Source organism: Mesorhizobium sp. L-2-11 (assembly GCF_016756595.1).
Classification (GTDB): Bacteria; Pseudomonadota; Alphaproteobacteria; order Rhizobiales; family Rhizobiaceae; genus Mesorhizobium.
Genome location: NZ_AP023257.1, coordinates 4,426,453 through 4,452,310, shown reverse-complemented (window position 1 = coordinate 4,452,310; position 25,858 = coordinate 4,426,453). Strand labels below are relative to the sequence as shown.

Genomic DNA, 25,858 nt, shown 5'->3' with positions numbered 1-25,858 from the left:
CGCAGAAAAGAAATCCCGCTGCGCAGATAGACATTGTCTTGCCGGAAATCCAGCCGGGGCTGCCTACGGCGTCGTGCCGGGCGCGGATTGATTTCGGCATGGACAGATCTGCTTTGGGGTCAGGCGGTTCTGTGGCGATGATGCACGATACGGGCGCGCAGGATGCCGCGCGTGCCGAACAGGATCGAGGCAAAATAGACGACGCCGGCCGACAGGATGATGGCCGGGCCGGAAGGCAGCGACACGTGGTAGGACAGAAGCAGCCCGGCGACGCAGGAGGCAAAGCCGATCAGCACCGCCAGCACGCACATCGGCTCGACGCGCATGGTCCAGAAGCGGGCGGCGGCCGCCGGCAACATCATCAGCCCGACGGATAGCAGCGTGCCGAGCGCCTGGAAGCCGCCGACCAGGTTGAGCACGACGAGGCCGAGGAAGATGAAATGCACCGGGCTGCCCAGCCGGCTGACCGAACGCAGGAACAGCGGGTCGAGACATTCGGCGACGAGCGCCCGCCAGAAGATGGCGAGGCTGACCAGCGTGACCAGCACGATGCCGCCGATCAGCGTCAGTGCTTCGTTGTTGAGTGCAAGCACGGTGCCGAACAGCACATGCATGAGATCGACGCTGGAGCCGCGGATCGACACCATCAGCACGCCGATCGCCAGCGAAATCAGGTAGAAGGCCGCCATCGAGGCGTCCTCGCGCTGGATGGTGAAGCGCGAGACAGCGCCGGCGCCGAGCGCGACGATGATGCCGGCAATCAGCCCGCCGATGGTCATCGGCAGGATTTCCAGCCCATAAAACAGGAAACCGGCGGCAGCACCCGGCAGGATGGCGTGGGCCATGGCGTCGCCGGAAAGGCTCATACGCCGCAGCATCAGGAACACGCCGACCGGGCAGGCGCCCAGCGACAGCATCAGCGAGCCGGCAAGCGCCCGCTGCATGAAGGCGAATTCGGCGAACGGAGCGATGAGAAGACCGTAGAGCGTATCCATCATGCTGCCCGCGGCCCGGAGCCGTGATGGTGGTCGTGCGCATGGTCGTGCCCATGGTTGTGCCCAGGGCCGTGACCGTGATCACCGTGCTTGTCGGGCTCGCACCAGGGCGCGTTCTCTTCCCAGGCTTCGTGGAAGCGGCGCGCGCGCAACAGGTTTTCCGGCCGCAGCGTTTCCCTGGTTTCGCCCCAGGCGATTGGCTGGCGCGCCAGCAGCAGCGTCTCGGGGAAGTTCTGGCGCACCAGTCCCAGATCGTGGACGACGACCAAGATCGTGCGTTCCTCGCCATGCCAGCGCTTGATCAGTGCGATCAGGTCGCCGACGGTCTTGGTATCGACGGCATTGAACGGCTCGTCGAGCAGGATGAGATCGGCGTCCTGCAGCAGCACGCGGGCGAACAGCGTGCGCTGCAGCTGGCCGCCCGACAGGGTGTCGATCGGGCGCTTCTCGAAGCCGCCGAGGCCGACGGCCATCAGCGCCTGGCTGACCGAATCGCGATCTTCCCTGGTGTAGCGGCCGAGCAGCCCGCGCCGTGGCCACAGGCCGAGCGAAACCAGATCAACGACCCGGGCGGGAAAGGAGCGGTCGAGTTCCGACTGTTGAGGCAGATAGGCGGCGCGCACGCCGGGCGCCCGGACAACCGTGCCGGCCATCGGCTTCAACACGCCGACGATGCCCTTCATCAGGGTCGACTTGCCCGAGCCATTGGCGCCGACGACGGCAGTCAGCGACCCGCGGCGGATCGTGCCGTCGAGATGATGGATCGCCGGATGGCTGTTGTAGCCCAGCGTCAGGTCGCGGAATGTCAGGCAGGTTTTGGTCATGTGACGATCCGTGAGAATACGGCAGCGGCGCTGGATATGTGATGTTATTACATTAGTCAACAAGTCAATCCGGCGGAATTGCGGCGACCGCAGCAAATTGGCGTGTGCCTATTTTCGCCCCACGCCTGCTGGCTCAAGAGGATTCGCTCATGCAACCTTGCTCCCAGCGAACCGCGACTCTAAAGAGGCGCGACCCACAAAGGAAGGAAACGTTCCAATGAGCATTCGTCGCATCGATGTCGGCCCACGCATGAGCCAGATCGTCATCCACGGCAACACCGTCTACCTGGCTGGTCAGGTCGGCGAACCGGGCGGAAACGTCGGTGCCCAAACCAGAGACATCCTGGCGGCCATCGACGAATTGCTGGCCAAGGCCGGCACCGACAAGACCAAGATCCTGCAGGCGATCATCTGGCTGGCCGACATGAGCACCTTCGCCGAGATGAACGCGGAATGGGACAAATGGGTGCCACAGGGCCATACCCCGGCCCGCGCCACAGGCGAGGCCAAGCTTGCCGGACCGGAATATCTGGTCGAGATTATTATTACTGCAGCGATTTGAGATGCGGCTCTTAACCCTCCCCCTTGCGGGGAAGGTCGGCGAGTAGTCGGAGCGAAGCGGAGATTGCGAGACGGGGTGGGGTCGGCGAGGTTGCACCGACCCCACCCCGCGTCACAAAATGTCGCCATGCGGCATTTTCCTCCGCGACCCTCCCCTCGAGGGGGAGGGTTGCCCCTGCGAAGGCGTGAACCTTGCCACCAGCGCGTGGCTCTCGGCCGCATAGGTGAAACGGACATGGGTGACCGGGTGCTCGGCGCTCCATGTCCGTCGCTCGATCACCAGGCAGGGGGCGCCGGCCTCGATATCGAGTGCAGCCGCAATGTGTCCGTCGGCGGCGACGGCGCGGATGCGGTGTTCGGCGGCACTCCATGGCACGCGGGCGATCAGCCACGGCCCAGGCGCGACAGCAAAAAATTCCTCGTCGGCGGCCTCGGCGACAGCGGCCAGGTTGATCAGCCGCTGTTCGTGGGCGAACGGCCGCTTGCCGGCAAAATGCCGGCACTCCAGCGCCAGCACCGGCCCGTTGGAGTCTAGTTCCAGCAACCTGCGATCCTCGGCGCTGCTGCGCCTTTTATGGCGCGCCACACGCTCGTAGCGATAGGGCAGGCCGAGCGCCTCGACCTCGATCCTGATGTCATGGATTTCCAACACCGCGGCTTGCGACTGCGGCCGCCGGACAAAGCTGCCAGAGCGGCGGCGGCGCTCTATCAGCCCGGCCTTGGCAAGCTGCGACAGCGCCTTGTTCACCGTCATGCGCGAACATTTGTACTCGGCCGTCAGTTCGTGCTCGAACGGGATGCGGTGGCCGGGCGCCCAGGCGCCGGACAGGATCCGTTCGCTGATGTCGGACAGGATGCGTTGATGCAGCGAGAGAGGCTCGCCGCCGTCAGCATCCCCGCCGTCCACATCCCCGCCTTCCACATCCCCGCCTTCCACATCCATTGTCTGGATCATGCTCATGCCGAAAGCGCCGTCATCACCTTGCGAAAACGCTCGGCAATGGAATCGCGCCTTGCATGCCTGCCGCTGCTGACCAGTTTCTTGCCATGCACCCAGACACAATCAATCTTGCAACCGTTGGCGAAGATCCAGCTGTCGAGCACCGCATCGCCGGTCTTGCCGGCAAGCGACGGATGCTTGCCATCGAGCGAGATGAAATCGGCTGAGGCACCAGCGGCGATCCGCGAGGGACCTGCGCCAAGCGCCGTACTGCCGCCGTCGAGCGCTGCATCGAACAGTGCCCGTCCAGTCGAACCGCCGGCGACCGCCAGCACGTTGCGGGCACGGTGGGCGAGGCGCTGCGAATATTCGAGCTGCCGCAATTCGTCGGGCAGGCCGATCAGCACGTTGGAATCGGAGCCGACGCCGAAGCGGCCGCCATGTTGTTTGAACAAAGGTGCTGCAAAGGTGCCGTCGCCGAGATTGGCCTCGGTGATCGGGCAGAGGCCGGCGATGGCCCCGCTTTTCGCCATGGCCGCGGTCTCGGTCTCGGTCATGTGGGTGGCGTGGATCAGGCACCAGCGCTTATCGACTTTGGCATTGGCGAGCAGCCATTCCACCGGCCGCGCCCCGGACCAGGCAAGGCAGTCCTCAACCTCCTTCACTTGCTCGGCGATATGGATATGGATCGGTCCGGCCGGTGCCATTGTCGCGATGGTTTCCAACTGCTCCGGCGTCACGGCGCGCAGACTATGCGGGGCGATGCCAACGACAGCTTGATTCAAGGTGCGAAAGGTTTCGTGACATTTCTCAACAAGCCGCGAGAACCGATTCATATCGTTGATGAATCGCCGCTGGCCTTCATTCGGCGCTGCGCCGCCGAAAGAGGAATGTGCATAGAAGACCGGCAGCAGCGTCAGCCCAATGCCGGTGTCGGCAGCCGCGGCGGTGATGCGGTCGGCCATTTCGGCGATGTTGGCGTAGGGCTGGCCGTCGCGGTCGTGATGCAGATAGTGAAACTCGCCGACGCGTGAGAACCCAGCCTCCAGCATCTCGACATAGAGCTGCGCGGCGACCGCCTCGACCTGATCCGGCGTCATCGACAGCGCGAAGCGATACATCACCTCGCGCCAGCTCCAGAAACTGTCGGCTGAAGGGCCGCGCAGCTCGGCTAGACCGGCCATGCCGCGCTGGAAGGCGTGGCTGTGCAGGTTCGGCATGCCTGGCAGCAGAATGGCATGGCGTTCGTCGCCGGGCTGGGATGCGGTGTTAGGCTCGACCGTGGCGATGTGGCCATCACTGACCACGACCCGGGCATTGGAATGCCAGCCGTCGGGCAGAAGCGCCTGTTCCGAAAAGATCGCTGTCACGTTTTTCTCTCCGATCCCCTGTGTCCCGTGCAATGATACCGCTTGCACTGCGTTTCAATATGTATATACATAACCGCGGCCGATTGAAACGGAAAAGATGATGGCTGGAGAGAGCAAAGATCGGGCTGGGGAGGTACGCCTCTGGCGCAATGCGCGTCTGGCGACCATGGCTAAAAGCGGACTGGGCATCGTCGAAGACGGCGCGATCGCCGCGCGCGATGGCCTGATCGTCTATGCCGGCCCGGAAGCCGACATGACGGCAGCACTTTTGCGAGACGCGGAGATTGTCGATTGCGAAGGCCGCTGGATAACACCCGGCCTGATCGACTGCCATACTCATCTGGTCCATGCCGGCAATCGCGCCAACGAATTCGAGATGCGGCTGGCCGGCGCCACCTATGAAGAGGTCACCAGGGCCGGCGGCGGCATCATCTCTTCGGTCAAGGCGCTGCGCGCCGCCAGCCCGGACGAACTGGTCGCCCAGTCGCTGCCGCGCCTCGATGCGCTGATCGCCGAAGGCGTCACCACGGTCGAAATTAAATCGGGCTACGGGCTCGATCTGGAAAACGAGAAGAAATCGCTGCGCGCCGCGCGGCTCCTGGGCGAAAACCGTCCAGTTACGGTAACAACCAGCTTTCTCGGCGCGCATGCGCTGCCGCCTGAAGCGCAAGGCGACAAGGACGCTTTTATCGATCTGGTCGCAAACGAGATTTTGCCGGCCGTCGCTGCCGAGGGCCTGGCTGATGCGGTCGACGGCTTTTGCGAGGGCATCGCCTTTTCGCCCGATCAGATTTCTCGCGTGTTCGACGCGGCGAAATCAGCAGGCCTGCCGGTAAAACTCCACGCCGACCAACTGTCCAACCTGCATGGGGCGGAACTCGCGGCACGCTATGGTGCCCTGTCGGCCGACCATCTCGAATACACCGATGAGGCGGGTGCGGCGGCGATGGCGAGGGCCGGAACCGTGGCGACGATCCTGCCCGGAGCCTACTATTTCATCCGTGAGACCAAGAAGCCGCCGATCGGCCTGTTTCGGCAGCACGGCGTAAGAATGGCGGTCGCCACCGATTGCAATCCCGGCACCTCGCCGCTGACCTCGCTGCTGCTGACCATGAACATGGCGGCGACTTTGTTCGGTCTGACTGTTGACGAATGCCTTGCCGGTGTCACCCGGGAGGCCGCCCGCGCGCTTGGATGGCTCGGAAGAACCGGCACGCTCGAGGCTGGAAAATCAGCCGACCTGGCGATCTGGGACATCGAGCGCCCGGCCGAGCTCGTCTACCGCATGGGCTTCAACCCGCTGCATGCCCGCATCTGGAGGGGACAATGAGTGGACTCAAACTCAAGCCGGGCAACACAACCCTGGCCGACTGGCGCGAAATCTATCGTGGCGCGGTGCCGAAGCTGGATGCGGCCTGCTGGCCAAAGATCAAGGCCAGCGCCGAGGCCGTTGCCCGGATCGTCGCCAAAGGTGAGCCGGTCTATGGCATCAACACCGGTTTCGGCAAATTGGCCAGCGTCCGTATCCCAGCCGCCGATCTCGCGACCCTTCAACGCAACATCGTGCTGTCGCATGCCGCCGGCGTCGGCGAGCCGATGCCGGCCGCTGTTTGCCGGCTGATGATGGCACTGAAGCTGGCCAGCCTGGCGCAGGGCGCCTCAGGCGTGCGGCCGCAGACCGTTGAGCTGCTTGAAGCGATGCTCGCCAATGACGTGATTCCGGTGGTGCCGGCGCAAGGCTCGGTCGGCGCCTCTGGCGACCTTGCGCCGCTGTCGCACATGACTGCGGTGATGATCGGCGTTGGCGAATGTTTTACCCCGCATGGCCGATTCCCGGCCAAGGTCGCCTTTGTCTCGCACGGGCTGGAGCCGGTCACGCTTGGCGCCAAGGAAGGGGTGGCGCTGCTCAACGGCACCCAGTTTTCGACCGCCTACGCGTTGGCCGCCTTGTTCGACGCCGAAGTGCTCTACCAGTCGGCGCTGGTCGCCGGTGCGCTTTCGACCGATGCCGCCAAGGGCTCCGACGCCCCATTCGATCCGCGCATCCATCTGCTCAGGAAGCATCCCGGCCAGATCGAGACGGCAGGCGCGCTGCGCAACCTGATGGCCGGCAGTGCCATCCGTGAATCGCACCGGGTCGGAGACGAACGCGTGCAGGACCCTTACTGCTTGCGCTGCCAGCCGCAGGTGATGGGTGCAGCACTTAGCGTGCTGCGCCAGGCCGCCGACACGCTGGGCACCGAGGCCAACGGCGTCACCGACAATCCGCTGATCTTCGCCGAGGACGACACAGCACTTTCCGGCGGCAATTTCCACGCCGAGCCGGTGGCCTTCGCCGCTGACATGATCGCGCTCGCCGTCTGCGAGATCGGCTCGCTGTCGGAACGGCGCATCGCCATGCTGGTCGATCCGGCGCTGTCGGGCATGCCGGCATTCCTGACGCCGAAGCCAGGCTTGAATTCAGGCTTCATGATCCCGCAAGTGACGGCGGCGGCACTCGTCTCGGAAAACAAGCAAAAGGCCTATCCGGCCAGTGTCGATTCGATCCCGACCTCGGCCAATCAGGAAGACCACGTCTCGATGGCGGCACATGGCGCGCGCCGGCTGATCGGCATGATCGAGAATGCGACGGCCGTCATCGGCATCGAATTGCTGGCCGCCACGCAAGGCTGCGATTTCCATGCGCCGCTGGCATCGAGCGCGCCGCTCGAAGCGGTGCGCAGGCTGGTCAGGGCCGAAGTGCCGCATCTCGACAATGACCGGCATTTTCATCCTGACATGGAAAAGGCCATCGCCATGGTGCGCAGCGGCGCTGCGGTGAAGGCAGCGGGCGCGGTGGCACTGCCCCCGGTGACGGGAGTGCTGTGATGGATTGCTTTGCCTATGGAGCCGGTATGAAGACGATGGCGGGACAGCACCCCCCTCTGTCTGTCCGGCAGGACAGAGGGGGGTGCTGTCCCGCCAGCGTTTCCTATGATGACGCATTCAATGGGGCGCGGTCGTGATACCCTCCTGGCTCACTGTAACGCGCGGCACCGCCCCGCTGCTGGTCTCGATCCCGCACACCGGCATCGATCTCGCCGGCCTTGAGAACCGGCTGGTATCGCCTTGGCTCGGCCGCCGCGACGCCGACTGGTGGATCGACAAGCTCTATGACTTTGCCGAAGACCTCGGCGCGACGGTGGTGCATACCGCGATCTCGCGCACCGTCATCGACGTCAATCGCGACCCGTCCGGCGTCTCGCTCTATCCCGGCCAGGCGACAACCGGCCTGTGCCCGACCGAGACCTTCGACGGCGATCCGCTCTATCGTGTCGGGGAAGAGCCTGATGCCTCGGAGGTCGACGAGCGCCGCGAAAAGTACTTTGTGCCTTACCATGCCGCCATGCAGGCCGAGATCGACAGGCTGCGCGCCTTGCACCGGAAGATCGTTCTCTATGACTGTCATTCGATCCGCTCGGTGCTGCCGCGCCTGTTCGAAGGCACTTTGCCGGTGTTCAACCTCGGCACCAATGACGGCAAAAGCGCCGATCCGGGTTTGCAGGCAATGGTCGGCCAGATTCTCGCCGAGACCGGCGAGAGTTTTGTCGTCAACGGCCGCTTCAAGGGCGGCTGGATCACGCGCCATTTCGGCCAGCCGCAAAACGGCGTCCATGCGCTGCAGATGGAACTGTCCAACCGCGGCTATATGCGCGAGCCCAAAAGCAAGGGTGCGCCGGACAATTGGCCAGTGTCTTACGACCCCGCATTCGCCGCGCCGATCCGCGCCACGCTGAAGCGGATCCTGGAAAGCGCGATTGCCTGGGCCGGGCGCTGACGCATCGCCGCCTCTCATTCGAAAGGAAAAGTGACGCCATGACCGATCCTCGCCACAACATCCGCGAAGTCCGCAGTCCGCGCGGCAGCGAACTCAACGCCCGCACATGGCTGACTGAAGCGCCGTTGCGCATGCTGATGAACAATCTCGATCCCGACGTCGCCGAAAACCCCAACGAACTGGTCGTCTATGGCGGCATCGGCCGGGCGGCGCGCACCTGGAACGACTTTGATCGCATCGTCGCCTATCTGAAGACGCTTGGAGACGACGAGACGCTGCTGGTGCAGTCGGGCAAGCCGGTCGGCGTGTTCCGGACCCACACCGATGCGCCGCGCGTGCTGATCGCCAATTCCAACCTGGTGCCGCACTGGGCGACATGGGAGAAATTCAACGAGCTCGATAAGAAGGGCCTGATGATGTACGGCCAGATGACGGCCGGCTCGTGGATCTACATCGGCACGCAAGGCATCGTGCAGGGCACCTACGAGACCTTTGTCGAGGCCGGCCGCCAGCATTACGGCGGCAATCTCAGGGGCAAATGGATCCTGACCGGCGGCCTCGGCGGCATGGGCGGCGCCCAGCCGCTGGCCGCGGTCATGGCCGGCGCCTGCTGCCTGGCGGTCGAATGCGATCCCGACCGCATCGATTTCAGGCTGCGCACCCGCTATGTCGACGAACGCGCCGACACGCTCGACGAGGCGCTGGAAAAGATCGAGCGCTGGACCAGGGCCGGCGAGGCGAAATCGGTCGGCCTGGTCGGCAACACCGCCGACATCGTGCCGGAACTGGTGCGGCGTGGCGTGCGCCCCGACCTGGTCACCGACCAGACGTCGGCGCATGATCCGCTCAACGGTTACCTGCCCAAGGGCTGGTCGCTCGCCGAATGGCGCGAGAAGCGCGCCAGCGACCCGAAGGCGGTCGAAAAGGCGGCGCGCGCGTCGATGCGCGAACATGTCGAGGCGATGGTGGCGTTCTGGAACGCCGGCGTGCCGACGCTCGACTATGGCAACAACATCCGCCAGGTGGCGAAGGAGGAAGGATTCGACAACGCCTTTGCCTTCCCGGGTTTCGTGCCGGCCTATATCCGGCCACTGTTTTGTCGCGGGATCGGTCCGTTTCGCTGGGCAGCCCTCTCAGGCGATCCCGAGGACATCTACAAGACCGACGCCAAGGTGCGCGAGCTGACGCCCGGCAACACCCACCTGCACAACTGGCTCGACATGGCGCGTGAGCGCATCGCCTTCCAGGGTCTGCCGGCGCGCATCTGCTGGGTTGGTCTCGGCGACCGCCACCGGCTTGGCCTCGCCTTCAACGAGATGGTGGCGACAGGCGAGCTCAAGGCGCCGGTGGTCATCGGCCGCGATCATCTCGATTCAGGCTCGGTTGCCTCGCCCAACCGCGAGACGGAATCGATGAAGGACGGCTCCGACGCCGTGTCCGACTGGCCGCTGCTCAATGCGCTGCTCAACACCGCGTCCGGCGCAACCTGGGTATCTCTGCATCATGGCGGCGGCGTCGGCATGGGCTTTTCTCAACATGCCGGCATGGTCATCGTTGCCGACGGCACACGCGAAGCGGCCAAACGCCTGGAGCGGGTGCTATGGAACGACCCCGCAACCGGCGTCATGCGCCACGCCGATGCCGGCTATGACCTTGCCATCGACTGCGCCAGGGAGCACCAGCTCAACCTGCCAGGCATCCTCGGCTGAACCGCGCCTTGCGCATTCTCCGGGCAGCCGAATACCGGTCTATGCCGTGGAAGAACGGCGGCGGGATGACGACGGAAATCGCCGTCTCGCCCGCAGGCGCTGCGCTCGACGATTTCGACTGGCGCGTCTCCATGGCGTTCGTCGAAAGCGGTGGACCATTCTCCGAGTTTTCCGGAGTGGACCGAAGCTTGGCCGTGCTGGAAGGCGAGGGCATGATCCTTGATATCGCCGGCCGCCCGGCGGCTACGGTGACCAAAACTTCCGCTCCGCTTTCGTTTCCGGCCGATGTGCCGACGCAAGCGGCGCTGATCGCCGGTCCGATCACCGATCTCAACGTCATGACGCGGCGTGGACGGATGAGCCATGCCGTCGATCGCTTGGTGATTTCAGCCTCGACGGACATCCAGTCGGCCGCTGATGCGACCCTCATCCTGTGTGTTGACGGCGAGATAACGGTGGCCGGCGCGGCGCCTGTCCGTATCGGACCGCGCGACGCGCTGTTGCTCGGACCGGACGCCCTGAAACGGCGCATTGAGCCTGCGCGACCGGCGACACTGTTCGTGATCCGCATCGAGCGTATTGCGGCAAACGATTAACGCCTGTTTCGAAACATGATCACAACGCAGGCGAAATATGCCGTAAGCTCAAGCCCAGATCACGAAAAAGCCCGAATCCTTCCGTCGATCAACTCCTGGCGGGAGGGAGGTGGTTCGTCTGCAGGTCTTGGTGCGAAAATAAACTTTCGGCCCTTGTTTCGATGCAACCAATTCCATTTCAATCGGTTCTAGGGACATTGCCGTGGCGGTGACGCCGCTAATGCGTCCCCTATGCGGAATTTTCAATGAATATACAGACAGACCCCACCCAAATGGAAAAGACGAGCGCGAGCTTTCCGGCCATCACGGAAGAGCCGATACGCTCCAATTTCCTGCCGGAAGAGCGCCTGCGCACGCTGGGTGCAAGCCTCGCCAAGGGTGACGTCAAGGATCTGTTCGGGCTGGAGCCGTTCGATTTCCAGCCACGCGTCCGCGACAGCGCCAGCAAGGTCCTCGAAGTCTACCGTTCGACCAATGCCGCGCAGGCGAGAGGCGAGACGATCACGCCGGCGGCGCAATGGCTGCTCGACAATAACTATCTGGTCGAGGAAACCATCTTCCAGGTCAAGCGCGACCTGCCACGCCGTTTCTATCGGCAGCTGCCGACCCTGAAGCTGCGCGACGGCGCTCGTGTGCCGCGCGCGCTTGCGCTGGCCTGGACCTATGTCGCGCATTCGGACAGCTCCGTCTCGGCGGCGATGTTCAAGGCGATCGTCGAAGGCTTTCAGGCTGTCGAACCGCTGAAGATCGGCGAGCTCTGGGCGCTGCCATCACTGCTGCGCTTCGTTCTGATCGAAAATCTTCGCCGGATCGCGGTCCGGGTCAGTCGTACCCGGCAGATGCGCCAGATTGCCAACGAGGTCGCCGACCGCGTGCTGGCACTCGATGAAACCGCCGACCGCCAGGCGATCCTGTCGAACTACGTCGCCCATGCACAAGACACCACCTTTGCCACCCAGTTGCTCTACCGCCTGCGCGACGGGTCGCAAAATGCCGGCAGGGCGCTGGAATGGCTGGAGGGCGAGCTTGAAAAGTCCGGCTCCGATGCCGAGGAAATCATCATCAGCGAGCATCGCACGTTGTCCAGCGGCAACGTAACCACCGGCAACATCATCCGCGGCCTCAGGCTCATCAACGATATCGACTGGACAGTTTGGTTCGAAGATGTCAGCCGCATCGACACCTTGCTGCGCGAGCGCACCGATTTCGCCGCGCTGGATTTCTTCTCGCGCGACCAGTACCGGACCGCGATCGAGGAAATGGCGCGCCGCTCCGATCGTTCCGAATTCCGCGTTGCTGAAAAGGCGATCGAACTTGCCGGCCATGCCGCTGTCGCCGAGACCACCACCGTCACCGATCCGACCGCTCACACCGACGTCGGGTTCTTTCTGGTCGGCCCACGCCGGCTGGAACTGGAAAAGGCGATCGGCTATCGGCCGACAGTCAGCGTCACGATCAAACGGGCGTTCGGCAAGACCGGATGGCTGGGTATTGTCGTGCCGGTGTTCGCGCTGACGGTCCTGCTGCTTGTCCTCTCCGGCAACGCCCTTGTCAGTCTCGGCCTGTCCATACCGTCGATCGTCCTGATGCTGGCGCTGTTTGCCGTGCCGGCCAGCGAAGGCGCGCTTGCCTTCTTCAACACCGTCGTATCGTTGTTCCTGAAGCCGACGCGCCTCGTCGGCTACGACTATAAGCGCGGCATGCCGCCCGAGGCACGCACGCTGGTGGTGGTGCCGTCGCTGATCGGCTCGCGCGACGACGTCGAGGAGAACATCCGCAACATCGAAGTGCACCACCTGGCCAACACGGCGGACGAAATCCATTTCGCACTGCTTTCGGACTGGCCGGACAGCAAAAACGAAATCGATGCGGCGGATATCGAGATCCTCCAATATGCTCGCGACGAGATCGCGCGGCTGAACGCCCGCTATCCCAGCGAAGGCGCGCCGCGTTTCTACGTCCTGCACCGCCGGCGGCTCTACAATGAATCCCAAGGCGCCTGGATGGGCTGGGAACGCAAGCGCGGCAAGCTGCACGAACTGAATCTTCTGCTGCGTGGTGACAGCGACACCACCTTTCTGCCGCTGGACGTGCCGTTGCCGGAAAACGTCATCCATGTGATGACGCTGGATGCCGACACGCGCACCACCCGCGATGCCGTCGCCAGTTTGGTTGGCAAGCTTTGCCATCCGCTCAACCGCCCGCATTACGATGCGGCAAAGCGCGTCGTCAGCGCCGGCTACACCATCCTGCAGCCGCGCATCACCGCTTCGCTGACCAGCGGCGACGACGCATCCTTCTTCCAGCGGGTCTTTTCTGCCAATCGCGGCCTCGATCCCTACGTATTTGCCGTCTCGGACATCTACCAGGACGTCTTCGGCGACGGCTCCTTCACCGGCAAGGGGCTTTATCATGTCGACGCCTTCGAGGCGGCGCTGAAGGGCCGCATCGAAGAAAACACCGTGCTTAGCCACGATCTGCTCGAAGGCGCGTTGGCGCGCGCGGCACTGGTCACCGACGTCGAACTGGTCGAGGACTATCCGACCCGCTATTCGGTCGACGCGTCGCGCCACCATCGCTGGGCGCGCGGCGACTGGCAGCTTCTGGGCTTCATTCTCAATCCGCGCTCCGGCGTGCCGGCGTTGTCGCGCTGGAAGATGGTCGACAATCTGCGCCGGTCGCTGACGCCGATCTTCTGGGTGATGGCCGCGATCGCCGGCTGGACGCTGCTGCCCTTCACCCAGGCCGCGCAATGGCAGGCGCTGCTGATCCTCACACTTTTCATGGCGCCGACATTCGACATCGTCCACGCCATCCTGCCGAAAAGCGGGGACCAGACGCCGCGCGGTCATTTCTCGGCGCTGGCGCGCGACGTCGTCTTCGGCACCGCCCTGGTGGCTCTGAAGATCGTGCTGATGGCGCATCTGGCCTGGATGATGGGCGATGCCATCATTCGCACGCTCTACCGCCTGTTCGTCAGCCGCAAGAACTTGCTCGAATGGCGCACTGCCTCGCAGGCCCACAAGAACGGCGACAACGATCTCGGCTCCTATTACGGCATGATGTACGGCGCGGTGATCGTCGGCGTCGTCGGCCTCGCCATCCCTGTTGTGGCCGATTCCACCGGAGCTTTCGTCGCCTTCTTTTTCGCGCTGTTCTGGATCGGCTCGCCGGCCTTCGCCTTCTTTATCAGCCGCTCGGCCGAAACCGAGGACCGTTTGCGCATATCGGCGGCCGACATCCATGTGCTGCGCACGATTGCGCGGCGCACATGGCATTATTTCGAGACCTTCGTGACAGCCGAGCATCACAATCTGCCGCCCGACAATTTCCAGGAAAGTCCGGCGCCTGTCGTGGCGCCTCGCACCTCGCCGACCAATATCGGCGTCTATCTCCTGTCAGTGGTTTCGGCCCGCGATTTCGGCTGGATCAGCCTGTCCGACGCCACCACCCGCATCGACGCCACGATGTCGACGATCGAGAGCATGCCGCGTGAGCGCGGCCATCTCTTCAACTGGTATGATACGACGACGCTGAAGCCGCTCTATCCGCTGTACATTTCCGCCGTCGATAGTGGCAATCTCGCCGGCCATCTGGTTGCAGTGGCGGCAGCGTGTGCCGAATGGGCGGAAGCGCCTGCAGTCCACCTTCAGGGCGACTTTGAGGGTATCCTCGATACGGTGACGATCCTCGACGAAAGCCTGGCGGAGTTGCCTGACGACCGCCGCCAGTTGCGGCCGTTGCGCCAGCGACTTGCCGATCGCCTCGACGGCATGCGACGCGCGGTCGAATCGATCAAGGCACAGCCCGAGATGGCGTCGATCCGCACCATCAACCTGGCCGTTCTGGCCGGCGAGATCCGCAAGCTCGCCATTGCTATCCATACTGAGGCCGCATCGACGCAGAGCGACACCATCGCCGATTGGGCGGCGAGACTGGAAGCCACCTGCGAAGCGCATGTCCATGACGCGCATAGCGACGACAATGCCGTCGAGGCGCTGCGGGCCAAGCTTCTGTCGTTGCGCGAGCGCACGCGCCGCTTTGCCTTCGAGATGGATTTCTCCTTCCTCATGCGCAAGGAACGCAAGCTTCTGTCGATCGGCTACCGGGTCGAGGAGCATCAGCTCGATGAAAGCTGCTACGACCTGCTGGCTTCCGAGGCGCGGCTGACCAGCCTGTTCGCCATAGCCAAGGGCGATCTGCCGACGGAGCACTGGTTCCACCTCGGACGGCCGATCGTCGAGATCGGGTTCAAGGGCGCGCTGATGTCCTGGTCCGGCTCGATGTTCGAGTATTTGATGCCGCCGCTGGTGATGAAGGAGCCGCAAGGCAGCATCCTCAACCAGACCAGCAAGCTCATCATCAAGCGCCAGATCCAGTACGGCCGCTCGAAGAACGTGCCCTGGGGGATTTCGGAAGCGGCCTACAACGCCCGCGATCGCGAACTGACCTACCAGTACACCAATTTCGGCGTGCCTGGTCTGGGCCTGAAGCGAGGTCTTGGCCAGAACACGGTGATTGCCCCTTACGCGACCGTGCTGGCGGCGCAGTTCACCCCGCGTGAATCGGTGCAGAATCTGGCCAGGCTGAGGCGGCTCGGCGCCCTTGGCCGGCACGGCTTCTACGACGCGGTCGATTTCACGCCGCAACGCGTGCCGGAGGGCACTGACCATGTCGTCGTGCTGAATTACATGGCCCACCATTCCGGCATGTCGATCGCCGCCGTCGCCGACGCCATCTTCGAAGGACGCCTGCGCGACCGCTTCCACAGCGATCCGGTGATCGAGTCGGCCGAGCTGCTGCTGCAGGAAAGAGCGCCGCGCGACATCCCGACCGCCACCGTCAGGACCGAGGCCGACGAGCGGTCGAAGGACGAAACGGAAGCCGAGAGCCCCGATACGCGCATCGTGCTCAACCCGCTCAAGGCGCTGCGTTCGACCAGCGTCATGTCCAATGGCCGCTACTCGGTCATGGTTACCGCGACCGGCTCCGGCTACAGTCGCTGGGGCGAGCTCGCCGTCACGCGCTGGCAGCCGGATCCGACCGAGGATCGGCTTGGCTCCTATATCTTCCTGCGCGACTCCGGCACCGGCGACTGGTGGTCGGCCACCGCCGAGCCGAAGCGTGCCATCCACGAAGAGGTGCGGACGCTGTTCTCCGACGACAAGGCGAGCTTCGTCAAGTCAGTGGGATCACTTCGTTCGGAGGTCGAATGCATCGTCATTTCGGAGGGAAATGGCGAAGGCCGGCGGGTGACGCTCTACAATGACGGCCCGGTCGACCGGCATATCGAAGTGACCTCGTTCGCTGAACTGGTACTGGGCTCCGAGGCCTCCGACAACGCGCATCCGGCGTTCTCGAAAATGTTCGTGGAAACCGAAATCGCGGCGAATAAGGGAGCGATCTTCGCCACCAGACGTAAGCGGGAAACGGACGAGCCTGATGTCGCCATGGTGCATTTCGTCACCGACCCGTCTGGGTCGACGCGCGACGCCGAGGCCGAAACCGACCGGCGCGCCTTCATCGGCCGCGGCCGCACCATTACCGAGGCCGCCGCATTCGATCCCGGCGCCAGGCTTGGCGGCCATTCCGGCTTCACGCTGGATCCGGTCGCGGCACTTCGCCGCCAGGTGCGCGTGCCGGCCAACAAGAAGATATCGCTGACCTTCTGGACTGCCGTCGGGGCCAACCGTGCCGAACTCGAAGAAGCCATTGCGCGGCTTGATCATCCGGAAGCCTTCGCGCGCCAGGCGATGCTCGCCTGGACCCGCTCGCAGGTGCAGACCCGGCATCTCGGTCTCAGCCTTGCCGATGCCGCCAATGTGCAGAATCTGGCGCGCTACCTGATCTATCCGGATCCGTTCCTGCGGCTTCCGGCCGAATCGATCGCTTCCGGGCTCGGTAGGCAATCGGGCCTATGGCCGACCAGCATATCCGGCGACTTTCCGATTTTCCTGGTCAGGATCGGCGATGTCGCCGATCTCGAAATCGTTGCCCAGGCGCTCCGTTTCCAGGAATACATGCGCGCCCGCGGCATGATGATCGACTTTGTCGTCGTCAACGAGCAGGCTTCGTCCTACGTGCAGGACCTGCAACGGGCGGTCGAGACGCTGTGCGAAAACAGCCGCCTGCGCGGCAAGGAGCTGGGGCCCCGTCAGCACATCTTCGCGTTGCGCCGCGACCTCATGGACGAGGCGACCTACAAGACGCTGCTGGCCACCGCTCGCGTCGTTCTGCACACGCGCAATGGCACCATCTTCGATCAAATCGAGCGCGCCGAGGCCGCTGCGCTGCAAGCGCGGGACGCGTTGCAGCCGGCCGGTGCAGCAGCGCTTCGTGAGCCATCTCCGCCGGCGCCGCAGACGTGGGCGCAAGCCTCGTTCGAAGGCAGCGCCGACGGCAGCGGGCTCAACCAGTGGAACGGTTTTGGCGGCTTCGATGGCGACGGACGTCACTATGTCGTGCGCCTTGCTGGCCGGCGCACGACGCCGCAGCCCTGGATCAACGTCGTCTCCAACGCCTCGTTCGGTTTCCACGTTTCGGCTGAAGGCGCTGCCTTCACCTGGAGCCGAAACAGCCGCGACTATCAACTGACGCCGTGGGCGAACGACCCGGTCACCAACCGGCCAGGCGAGGGCATCTATATCTACGATCATAACGGCGGCCGGGCGTTCTCGCCGCTGGCCGCCGTCGTCCGCGATCCCGCCATGACCTACGAAACATGGCATGGGCAGGGGTTTTCGACCTTCCGTTCGAAGCGCGGGCCGCTGTCGATGGACCTTACCCATGTGGTGGATTCCGTCGATCCGGTGAAAATCTCCCGGTTGCGCATCCAGAATTCCGGTTCGGCGCCGGCGCGCCTGCGCGTCTACGCCTATGCGGAATGGGTTCTTGGCAGCCATCGTTCGCGCACGGCGGCGACCATCGTTCCGTCGCGGGATGCCGCGACCGGCGCGTTGCTGGCGCAAAATCCCTACGGGCTCGATTTCAGCGAGCGGGTCGCCTTCCTGGCCGCCGACGGCGCGGCACACTCGGTGACGGCCGACCGCGGCGAGTTCATCGGCCGAAACGGCACCAGCGAACTCCCGCAAGCCGTGCTCAGCGGCGCAAGCCTGTCGGGCCGCGTCGAGGCGGGCGACGATCCTTGTGCGGCAATTGCGCGCGACGTCGACATTCCCGCCGGCGGCGACGTGACGCTGCTCTGGCTGCTCGGCGATGCGGCCTCCGCCGAGGAAGCCAGCGCGCTGGTACAGCATCACTGCGGCAGGGATTTCGATCAGCGGCTGACTGACAATGAACGCACCTGGCGAGGGTTTCTCGACACCATCCAGGTCGAGACGCCGGACAAGGCGCTCAACGCGATGGTCAACCACTGGCTTCCCTATCAGAGCCTCGCCTGCCGCATCCGCGCCCGTTCGGCGTTTTACCAGGCGAGCGGCGCCTTTGGCTTCCGCGATCAGTTGCAGGACACGCTAGCCCTGCTTCTCCATGATCCGAAACTGGCGCGCGACCAGATCCTCAACGCGGCGCGGCGGCAATTCCCTGAAGGCGACGTGCAGCATTGGTGGCTGCCGCGAACCGAGGCAGGCGTCCGCACCATGATTTCCGACGACGTGGTCTGGCTCGCCCATGCCACGGCACACTATTTGCTGGTGACCGGCGATACCGCGATCCTCAGAGAACAACTGCCCTTCATCGAAGGGCCGCCGCTGGAAGAAGGCGAGCACGACGCCTTTTTCACCCCGGAAATATCGAAGAAGACCGCTTCACTTTACGATCATTGCGCGCGCGCACTTGACCTTGCCATCAAGCGCAGCAGCCCCGCCGGACTGCCGCTGATCCTCGGCGGTGACTGGAACGACGGCATGAACCGTGTCGGCGAGCACGGCAAGGGCGAGAGCGTCTGGCTGGGTTGGTTCCTGCTGAAGACGCTGGGCGACTTTGCAGCTGTCGCCAAGGCGGAAGGCGACGCCAAGCGCGCGCAAGCCTGGACAAAACACGCCAGCGTGCTGAAGCGGGCGCTGGAAAGCACGGCCTGGGACGGTGAATGGTATCGTCGCGGCAGCTTCGACGACGGCACGCCGCTGGGGTCGCGCAACTCGCAGGAATGCAAGATCGACTCGATTGCGCAGTCGTGGAGCGTGCTGTCGGGCGAGGGCGATCCGGCGCGATCGACGACGGCGATGCAGCAGGCGATGAAAATGCTCGTCGACGACGAGCTCAACATCGTCAAGCTTTTCACCCCGCCCTTCTCCAGGGCGGAACAGAACCCAGGCTACATCAAGAGCTACCCGCCGGGTGTCCGTGAAAACGGCGGCCAGTACACCCACGCGGCGACGTGGTTCGTCATTGCGCTCGCCGAAATGGGGCGCGTCGACGACGCCTACCGCTGCTTCTCGATGCTCAACCCGGTCAACCATGCGCTCGACGAGGCCGCTGCCGAGCACTACCGCGTCGAACCTTATGTCGTCGCGGCAGACGTCTACGCCGGGCAAGGCAACGGCGGCCGCGGCGGCTGGACCTGGTATACCGGCTCGGCAGGCTGGCTTTATCGCGCGGCGGTCGAAGGCATCCTCGGCATCGAGCGCAGGGGCGAGCGCATCCAGTTCAGGCCGAAACTGCCCAGCCATTGGGATGGCTATGCGGCAACGCTCAAGGTGCTGGGGGCCGAGCTCAGGGTTCAGGTTGTCCGCGACAAGAAGGCCAAAGCCGTCTCGCTCGAGGTAAATGGTAAAAAGACGAAGGCTTCGTCTTTCGAACCGAAAGCCGGCGACAAGGCCGATCTGGTCGTCAGGATACCGGCGTAGCTTCAAGGATTTGGAGCGTCTTTGTACATGTTGAGGATGTGCGTTATTCAAAGTTGCTCGAGCAATTCTATTGCGCATGAGATTTCCCAAAAGCCGATGCAGGCTTTTGGGATTCGTACATGGCTAGTTGCTGATTAAAATTTCGGCAGTGCTTCCAACCTGCCACGATTTTGCCGCAAGGCTGACATTTTACCTTTCTTCTCAAACCGTTAGGTGATCACGACAGATTTCGCAGCGTCGCCATCTTTTGTTCGCGAATTGGGAACTGAAGCGATACACGGGCATTGTTTCGCGACACGTCAACGGGTACGAGTCAGAAAATGATGCAGTGCACAATAACAATTGGCCGGAGTAGCTGAAGTGTCCCTTCTGCAAATCTATTGGAGAGCGCTCGGTTATCTCGCTGCCGACAGAAAACGCGTTGCGTTTATCTGTGGGGCGAATGTCGCGCTTGCGATTATCGCCATCCTTGAGCCGATCATGTTCGGACGGGTGATCGATGCCATATCGGATAGCGGCTCGGTCTGTTCGACGCTCGGCCTATGGGCCGGTATCGGCGTCTTCAACGTCATCGCCTTCGTCCTGGTGGCGCGCGGCGCGGACCGTTTTGCCCATGCGCGGCGCAGCGAGGTCCTTTGCCAGTCATTCGAGCGCGTGATCACCATGCCGCTTGCGTGGCATCATCAGCGCGGCACCTCCAATTCCCTGCATACGCTGCTGCGCGCGGTCGAGACCTTGTTCAGCCTCTGGCTCGAGTTCATGAGACAGCATTTGTCGACGGTTGTCGCGTTGGTTCTGCTGGTGCCGACGGCGCTCAGCATGGATATTCGCATGTCGATGGTCCTGCTGGCGCTGGGCGCGCTCTACGTCGGAATCGGCCGGCTGGTGATGCGTCGTACCAGGGAAGGCCAGGCGTCCGTGGAGCGGCACTTTCACCAGGTGTTCGCGCATGTGAGCGACTCGGTCAGCAATGTCGCCGTGCTGCAGAGCTATAATCGCATCGGCCACGAGACCGACGCCTTGAAGCGCTATGTCAAGAATCTGCTTGATGCCCAGTATCCGGTGCTCGACTGGTGGGCGTTGGCTAACGCTCTGCACCGCCTGTCGTCGACCATTTCGATGATGGTCGTGCTGTTGATCGGCTCCTATCTGGTCATGCATGGCCAATTGCGTATCGGTGACGTCATCGCGTTTACCGGCTTCGCCACGCTGCTGATCGCCCGGCTCGACCAGATGTCGGCCTTCGCCAACCAGATTTCGGAAGCCAGGGCCAAGCTCGAGGAATTTTATCGGCTTGAGGACTCCGCGGCCGACGCCGCCGAGCCGGACGGGTTGCGTGACCTGGTCAACGTCACTGGTCATGTGCGTTTCGAAAACGTCAACTTCGAATTCGCCAATTCGGGGCAGGGCGTGAACGACGTGTCGTTCGAGGTCCGTGCCGGCCAGACCGTGGCCATCGTCGGCCCGACGGGCGCAGGCAAGACCACGCTGATCAATCTCTTGCAGCGAGTCTTTTCGCCGTCCAGCGGCCGTATCCTGATCGATGGCATCGATACCCGCACGGTGACCCGCAAGTCGCTGCGCCACTCGATCGCCACCGTGTTCCAGGATGCGGGCCTGCTCAACCGCTCGATCGAGGACAATATCCGCGTCGGGCGCGCCGAGGCGACCTATGATGAGGTCCACGCCGCCGCCAATGCCGCTGCCGCGCAGGATTTCATCCTGTCGAAGAGCAACGGCTACGATACGGTCGTCGGCGAACGCGGTGGACAACTTTCGGGCGGCGAGCGCCAGCGTATCGCAATCGCGCGCGCCGTGCTGAAGGATTCACCGATCCTGGTGCTCGACGAGGCGACCAGCGCGCTTGACGTCGAGACGGAAGACCGCGTCAAGGAAGCGATCGACGAATTGCGGCGCGGCCGCACCACCTTCATCATTGCCCACCGCCTGACCACCGTTCGCGATGCCGATCTGGTCGTCTTCATGGACAAGGGCAAGGTGGTCGAAATGGGTGGGTTCGCCGAATTGTCGATGCGCAATGGCCGCTTCGCCAGCCTGCTGCGCGCCGGCGGCCTGCTCAACGACGAGGAAGTCCGCCGCCTCAGCCGCACCATCACCGACGCGGCCGCCTGAGTTCTTCCCTTCTCCCCTTGTTGTGGGAATTTGTTGTGGGAGAAGGGAAGACCCCGCCTGCGACACGGTGCTGTAGTTGCCCCAAGCCTGTCACCGGTTTATGTAAAGCTGCATGAGTGACATGACTTCGCGCAGCGGCTGGATGGATTTCGCCAACCCGACGCGGTTTGTCGGGTTGGCCGACAAGGCGGTGCCGTGGCTGGCAACCATCGCCACGCTCCTCCTGACCGCCGGGCTCTACATGAGCTTCACGGCGCCGGAGGATTTCCAGCAGGGCATCACCGTTCGTATCATGTACATCCATGTGCCTTTCGCCTGGCTGGCCATGATGTGTTTCACGCTGATGGCGGTTTCCGCATTGGGCACGCTGGTGTGGCGCCATCCGCTGGCCGACGTCGCGCTGAAATCGGCTGCACCCATCGGCGCCGTCTTTACAGCGCTCGCGCTGATCACCGGCTCGATCTGGGGCAAGCCGATGTGGGGCACCTGGTGGGTGTGGGATGCGCGGCTGACCTCGGTGTTCGTGCTGTTCCTGATGTATCTCGGCATCATCGCGCTGACGCGGGCCCTCGACGATGCGGCGCGCGCCGCCTGGGCCGCCGCAATCATCACCCTGGTCGGCTTCATCAACATCCCGATCATCAAATTCTCGGTCGACTGGTGGAACACGCTGCATCAGCCGGCTTCAGTGTTCCGGCTCGGCGGGCCGACCATCGATCCCAGCCTGTTGCGGCCGTTGCTGGTGATGGCTCTGGGCTTTACCGTGCTGTTCTTCGCGCTGCATCTGATGGCGATGCGCACGGAAATCCTGCGTCGCCGGCTCATTTCGATGCGCCGCGTCGCGGCACGGCAGGCTAACTAAGTTCCGTCGAGTTCCGTCGCGCCCCCCTCTGTCCTGCCGGACATCTCCCCCACTTGGGGGGAGATTGGCAGTTCCGTCGATGTCCCTCACTTCAAGAAAGTTGAAGCGCTAGAGCGGGATGAGATTACCTGCGGTCATAGCCTGAGTTTGCGAAGTAATTTGAGCACTCGAGCGGTGTGACGCGGTTGAGAATCTGGCCGATGGCGTTGCAGACCGTTTCAACGGTGCGCTTTGCGGCCTTTCGCAGCCAGTGCTTGAGCTTGGCGAAGAGCTGTTCGATCGGATTGAGGTCAGGCGAGTATTTCGGCAGGAAGAAGAGCCTCGCGCCGGCCTTTCGGATGGCGCGACGCACGGCCTTGCCTTTGTGGCTGCCGAGATTGTCCATCACAACGATGTCGCCCGGCTGGAGAGTGGGCACGAGAACCTTCTCGACATAGAGGAGGAACCTCTCGCCGTTGATCGGCCCGTCGATGAGCCAGGGCGCTTCGACGCGATCATGACGCAGCGCAGCCAGAAAGGTCATTGTCTTCCAGTGGCCATTGGGAACTTTGGCCTTGATCCGCTGTCCGACCGGTGCCCAACCCCTGAGCGGGGCCATGTTGGTCTTGGTCCAGGTCTCGTCGATGAACACCAGGCGGGCGGGGTCGATCCGGTCCTGATACAGAACCCATTGCCTCCGTCGGCGCGCAACATCGGGACGATCTTGCTCGGCGGCGATCAGCGTCTTTTTTTGTGAGACAGCTTCTCGGCGTGCACGAACTCCCACACCGAGCGGTAGTCAACCTTCAGGCCACGCTCGCCAAGTTCGGCCACAAGCCCGCGCAAGGTGAAGTCCTTCTCCCGGCAGCGCTCGACAAGCCAGTCGCGCCACGCTCCCGATATCTTCTTCGGCTTGTAGCCGCCCACTTGGCGGGGCGCCACGCTCCCCGTCTGTTCCACCCGCTTCAGCCACTCGATCGCCGCGCTGTAGCTGACGCCAAATCGAGCAGCCGCCGCGCGCCGCGAAAGCCCTTCAACCTTGACCGCCGCAACAACCCGTTCGCGCAGGTCCATTGAATATCCAACCATCAATGCTGGCCTCCTGCCCAGCAGCAAGGTTGAATCAGATCATCGCTGATTTGGGAATCCCACGACTCCCATAAATCTCATCCCGCTCTAACCCATGCGGCCGCGCGCCGCCACCGGCAGCGTCTCGAGCACCCTTTCTCCGGCGATCAAGTGAACTTCGTCGAACAGATTGGTGACGACGCAGCAATGGTCGGGCACGATGCGTACGCGCTCGCCGATATGCAGCCTGGCGTCGGCGGAAAGCGTGACGTTGCCGTGCTCCTCGCTGAGGCTGGTGACGGTGGCGCCCGCAACGCCCAGCAATTCGCCGAAATCGGGCAGCCCCAGCGTGTCGCTGGACAACGCCTTGCTGCCGGCATCGAGGATGGCGCGTGTCGATGTCGGATGGCTGACCACCGTCGACAGCACCGTCAGCGCGCAATCATCGAGGCTTCCGACGCCTTTCGCGACCTGGTAGCGGTCGAGATAGATGTAGGTGCCGGGGCGATACTCGGTGACGACGGAAGCCTCGCTGGCGCGCCCCATATCCGGCGTGCCGCCGCTGGAGATGCGTTCGCAGGCAAGGCCGGATGCGGCAAGCGCTTGGCGCCCATCGGCCAGCCAGGTCTCGGCCTCGGCGGCGCGGCCTGCCGCCGGATAGGTCATCAGCCCGCCGAAGGCCAGCCCCCTGGCCTTGTCGATCTCTCTGGCCAATGCGACCGCCTCGCTGGCCGACTGGACGCCGCAGCGGCCCATGCCGGTGTCGCATTCCACCAGCACCTGTAGCGGCTGGCCTGGATCGGTGAAGGTGGCGGCGAGACCCGCAAGCGTTTCCATGCTGTCTGACGTCACCGACAGCGTCACGCGGCCGTGCAGCGCCTTGAGGCGCTCCAGCTTGGCCCCGCCCAGAATGTTGTAAGGGAGAAAAATGTCGGTGAGCCCGGCATCGGCCATCACCTCGGCTTCACCGATCTTCTGGCAGGTGATGCCGACGGCACCGGCTGCGATCTGCTTTTTTGCCCAGTAAGGCAATTTGTGGGTCTTGATGTGCGGCCTGAGCTTCAGCCCGTGCCGGTCGGCGTGGGCCTGCGCCCGCGCGATGTTGGCTTCGGCGCGGTCGACATCGATCAGGATCGCCGGCGTATCGAGGTCGTCTATGCTCAGCATGGAATTTTACCCTGCGGATTTGCCCGGACTTATGGCCTTGATCGGCCCGGATGTCATGAGGCCAGCAAGCGGTTTACGTCGACACCGGAGCGGTGTTCGGCTATTCGGTTTGGAGATCGCCCAGGCCGACTGGAAGGAACCACAACCATGAAACGCTCCGCTATCAACGATATCATTCGCGACGCCGATGCCTTCATCCGTTCGTTCGGCTACATCATGCCGCCCTTCGCCTATTGGACCCCGGAACAGATGAAGGCGCGCCGGCAGGATTCCTCGGCCATCTTCTCCTCCCGGCTCGGCTGGGACATCACCGATTACGGCCAGGGCAAGTTCGATGAGCTCGGCCTCTTCCTGTTCACCGTTCGCAACGGTCGCTACGAGGACATGAAGAAGGGCATGGGCGTGCTCTATGCCGAGAAGATCATGATCTCGCGCAAGAATCAGCTGTCGCCGATGCATCGCCACAACATCAAGGCCGAAGACATCATCAACCGCGGCGGCGGCAAGCTGGTGCTGGAGCTGTTCATGCACGATCGCGATGGCGGCATCGATCCGAAGGCGGAAGTATCGGTGCCGGTCGACGGGACCATCCACCGGCTGCCGGCGGGCGGGCTCTTGAAGCTCGATCCGGGCGAGAGCGTGACGCTTTTGCCAGGCGTCTGGCATGCGTTCTGGGCCGAGGGCAAGGACGTGCTGATCGGCGAGGTTTCGACCGTCAACGACGATCTCACCGACAATGTCTTCCGCGAGCCGATCGGCCGCTTCGCCGACATCGACGAGGACGTCGCGCCGCTGCACCTGTTGGTGTCAGATTATGAGAAGTGGGTGGGGTAAGGCGGCGTCGTTTGAACCTAGTGAGAGGGGCTCCTCAAGTATCGTCAGTCGGCGCGGCCCCTCATTGCCCTGCCCGTCCTCCGCAGCAGCTGCGGAGGGTGGACCGGGCATTTCTCCCCGTATAGTGACGTCCCTATACGGGGAGCGGATGCCGGCAGGCAGGTGGGGGGCAGCGCAAACGTCAAGCCATTGCCCG

Annotated in this window: 15 protein-coding genes and 1 pseudogene; 10 read left to right on the top strand and 6 right to left on the bottom strand. The window is 63.6% G+C overall.

The features are described 5' to 3' along the window. Positions 1-119 precede the first annotated feature (119 nt). Positions 120-995: a zinc ABC transporter permease AztB gene (aztB, locus tag JG739_RS21350; RefSeq protein WP_202367562.1), complete on the bottom strand. Its 876-nt coding sequence runs from the start codon at positions 993-995 to the stop codon at positions 120-122. Beyond that, positions 995-1,819 (bottom strand): zinc ABC transporter ATP-binding protein AztA, encoded by an 825-nt coding sequence (aztA, locus tag JG739_RS21345; RefSeq protein WP_202363255.1) that lies wholly within the window; start codon positions 1,817-1,819, stop codon positions 995-997. The genes aztB and aztA overlap by 1 nt, the downstream gene beginning before the upstream one ends. Before the next feature lie 217 nt (positions 1,820-2,036). Between aztA and JG739_RS21340 the strand changes: the two genes are divergently transcribed. Continuing rightward, the gene (locus JG739_RS21340; protein ID WP_202363254.1) at positions 2,037-2,381 is read left to right on the top strand and encodes a RidA family protein; all 345 of its coding nucleotides are present in this window, start codon (positions 2,037-2,039) and stop codon (positions 2,379-2,381) included. A gap of 180 nt (positions 2,382-2,561) precedes the next feature. On the opposite strand, the pseudogene hutC reads toward JG739_RS21340, so the two are convergent. Both hutC and JG739_RS21330 read right to left on the bottom strand, forming a co-directional pair. Further along, positions 2,562-3,341, bottom strand: a pseudogene (gene hutC / locus JG739_RS21335) (histidine utilization repressor); the annotation flags it as partial. Beyond that, positions 3,338-4,690, bottom strand: a complete 1,353-nt coding sequence (locus tag JG739_RS21330) for a formimidoylglutamate deiminase (protein ID WP_202363252.1) — start codon at positions 4,688-4,690, stop codon at positions 3,338-3,340. The gene JG739_RS21330 and the pseudogene hutC, both read right to left, overlap by 4 nt. Positions 4,691-4,790: 100 nt before the next feature. Between JG739_RS21330 and hutI the strand changes: the two genes are divergently transcribed. The 8 genes from hutI (at position 4,791) to JG739_RS21290 (ending at position 22,614) form a co-directional block, all read left to right on the top strand. Then, positions 4,791-6,020 (top strand): imidazolonepropionase, encoded by a 1,230-nt coding sequence (gene hutI / locus JG739_RS21325; protein WP_202363251.1) that lies wholly within the window; start codon positions 4,791-4,793, stop codon positions 6,018-6,020. Next, positions 6,017-7,558, top strand: a complete 1,542-nt coding sequence (gene hutH, locus JG739_RS21320; protein ID WP_202363250.1) for a histidine ammonia-lyase — start codon at positions 6,017-6,019, stop codon at positions 7,556-7,558. The genes hutI and hutH overlap by 4 nt, the downstream gene beginning before the upstream one ends. 133 nt (positions 7,559-7,691) lie before the next feature. After that, on the top strand, positions 7,692-8,507 hold the full coding sequence (hutG, locus tag JG739_RS21315) for an N-formylglutamate deformylase (protein ID WP_202363249.1): 816 nt from the start codon (positions 7,692-7,694) through the stop codon (positions 8,505-8,507). A 38-nt stretch (positions 8,508-8,545) separates the two neighbouring features. After that, a complete protein-coding gene (hutU, locus tag JG739_RS21310) occupies positions 8,546-10,216 on the top strand; it encodes a urocanate hydratase (RefSeq protein ID WP_202363248.1) in 1,671 nt (556 codons plus the stop codon). 8 nt (positions 10,217-10,224) lie between these two features. After that, a complete protein-coding gene (locus JG739_RS21305) occupies positions 10,225-10,812 on the top strand; it encodes a HutD/Ves family protein (protein WP_202363247.1) in 588 nt (195 codons plus the stop codon). Positions 10,813-11,057: 245 nt separating this feature from the next. Then, positions 11,058-19,619 carry a GH36-type glycosyl hydrolase domain-containing protein gene (locus JG739_RS21300; protein ID WP_202363246.1) on the top strand — a complete coding sequence of 2,854 codons (8,562 nt, stop codon included), beginning with the start codon at positions 11,058-11,060 and terminating at the stop codon, positions 19,617-19,619. 360 nt (positions 19,620-19,979) lie between these two features. Continuing rightward, on the top strand, positions 19,980-21,752 hold the full coding sequence (locus tag JG739_RS21295; protein WP_202363245.1) for a glucan ABC transporter ATP-binding protein/ permease: 1,773 nt from the start codon (positions 19,980-19,982) through the stop codon (positions 21,750-21,752). Between the two features lie 112 nt (positions 21,753-21,864). Next, positions 21,865-22,614, top strand: a complete 750-nt coding sequence (locus tag JG739_RS21290) for a heme ABC transporter permease (RefSeq protein WP_202363244.1) — start codon at positions 21,865-21,867, stop codon at positions 22,612-22,614. A gap of 124 nt (positions 22,615-22,738) precedes the next feature. Here the strand turns inward: JG739_RS21290 and JG739_RS21285 are convergent. After that, a protein-coding gene (locus JG739_RS21285) for an IS630 family transposase (protein WP_446720497.1) occupies positions 22,739-23,682 on the bottom strand; the annotation gives its coding sequence in 2 pieces (ribosomal slippage) (positions 22,739-23,346 and positions 23,346-23,682; 945 coding nt in all). A gap of 87 nt (positions 23,683-23,769) precedes the next feature. After that, on the bottom strand, positions 23,770-24,828 hold the full coding sequence (locus JG739_RS21280) for a D-TA family PLP-dependent enzyme (protein WP_202363243.1): 1,059 nt from the start codon (positions 24,826-24,828) through the stop codon (positions 23,770-23,772). Positions 24,829-24,975: 147 nt separating this feature from the next. Here JG739_RS21280 and JG739_RS21275 point away from each other — a divergent pair, with 147 nt between their 5' ends. Continuing rightward, positions 24,976-25,662, top strand: a complete 687-nt coding sequence (locus tag JG739_RS21275; protein ID WP_202363242.1) for a D-lyxose/D-mannose family sugar isomerase — start codon at positions 24,976-24,978, stop codon at positions 25,660-25,662. Positions 25,663-25,858 lie beyond the last annotated feature (196 nt).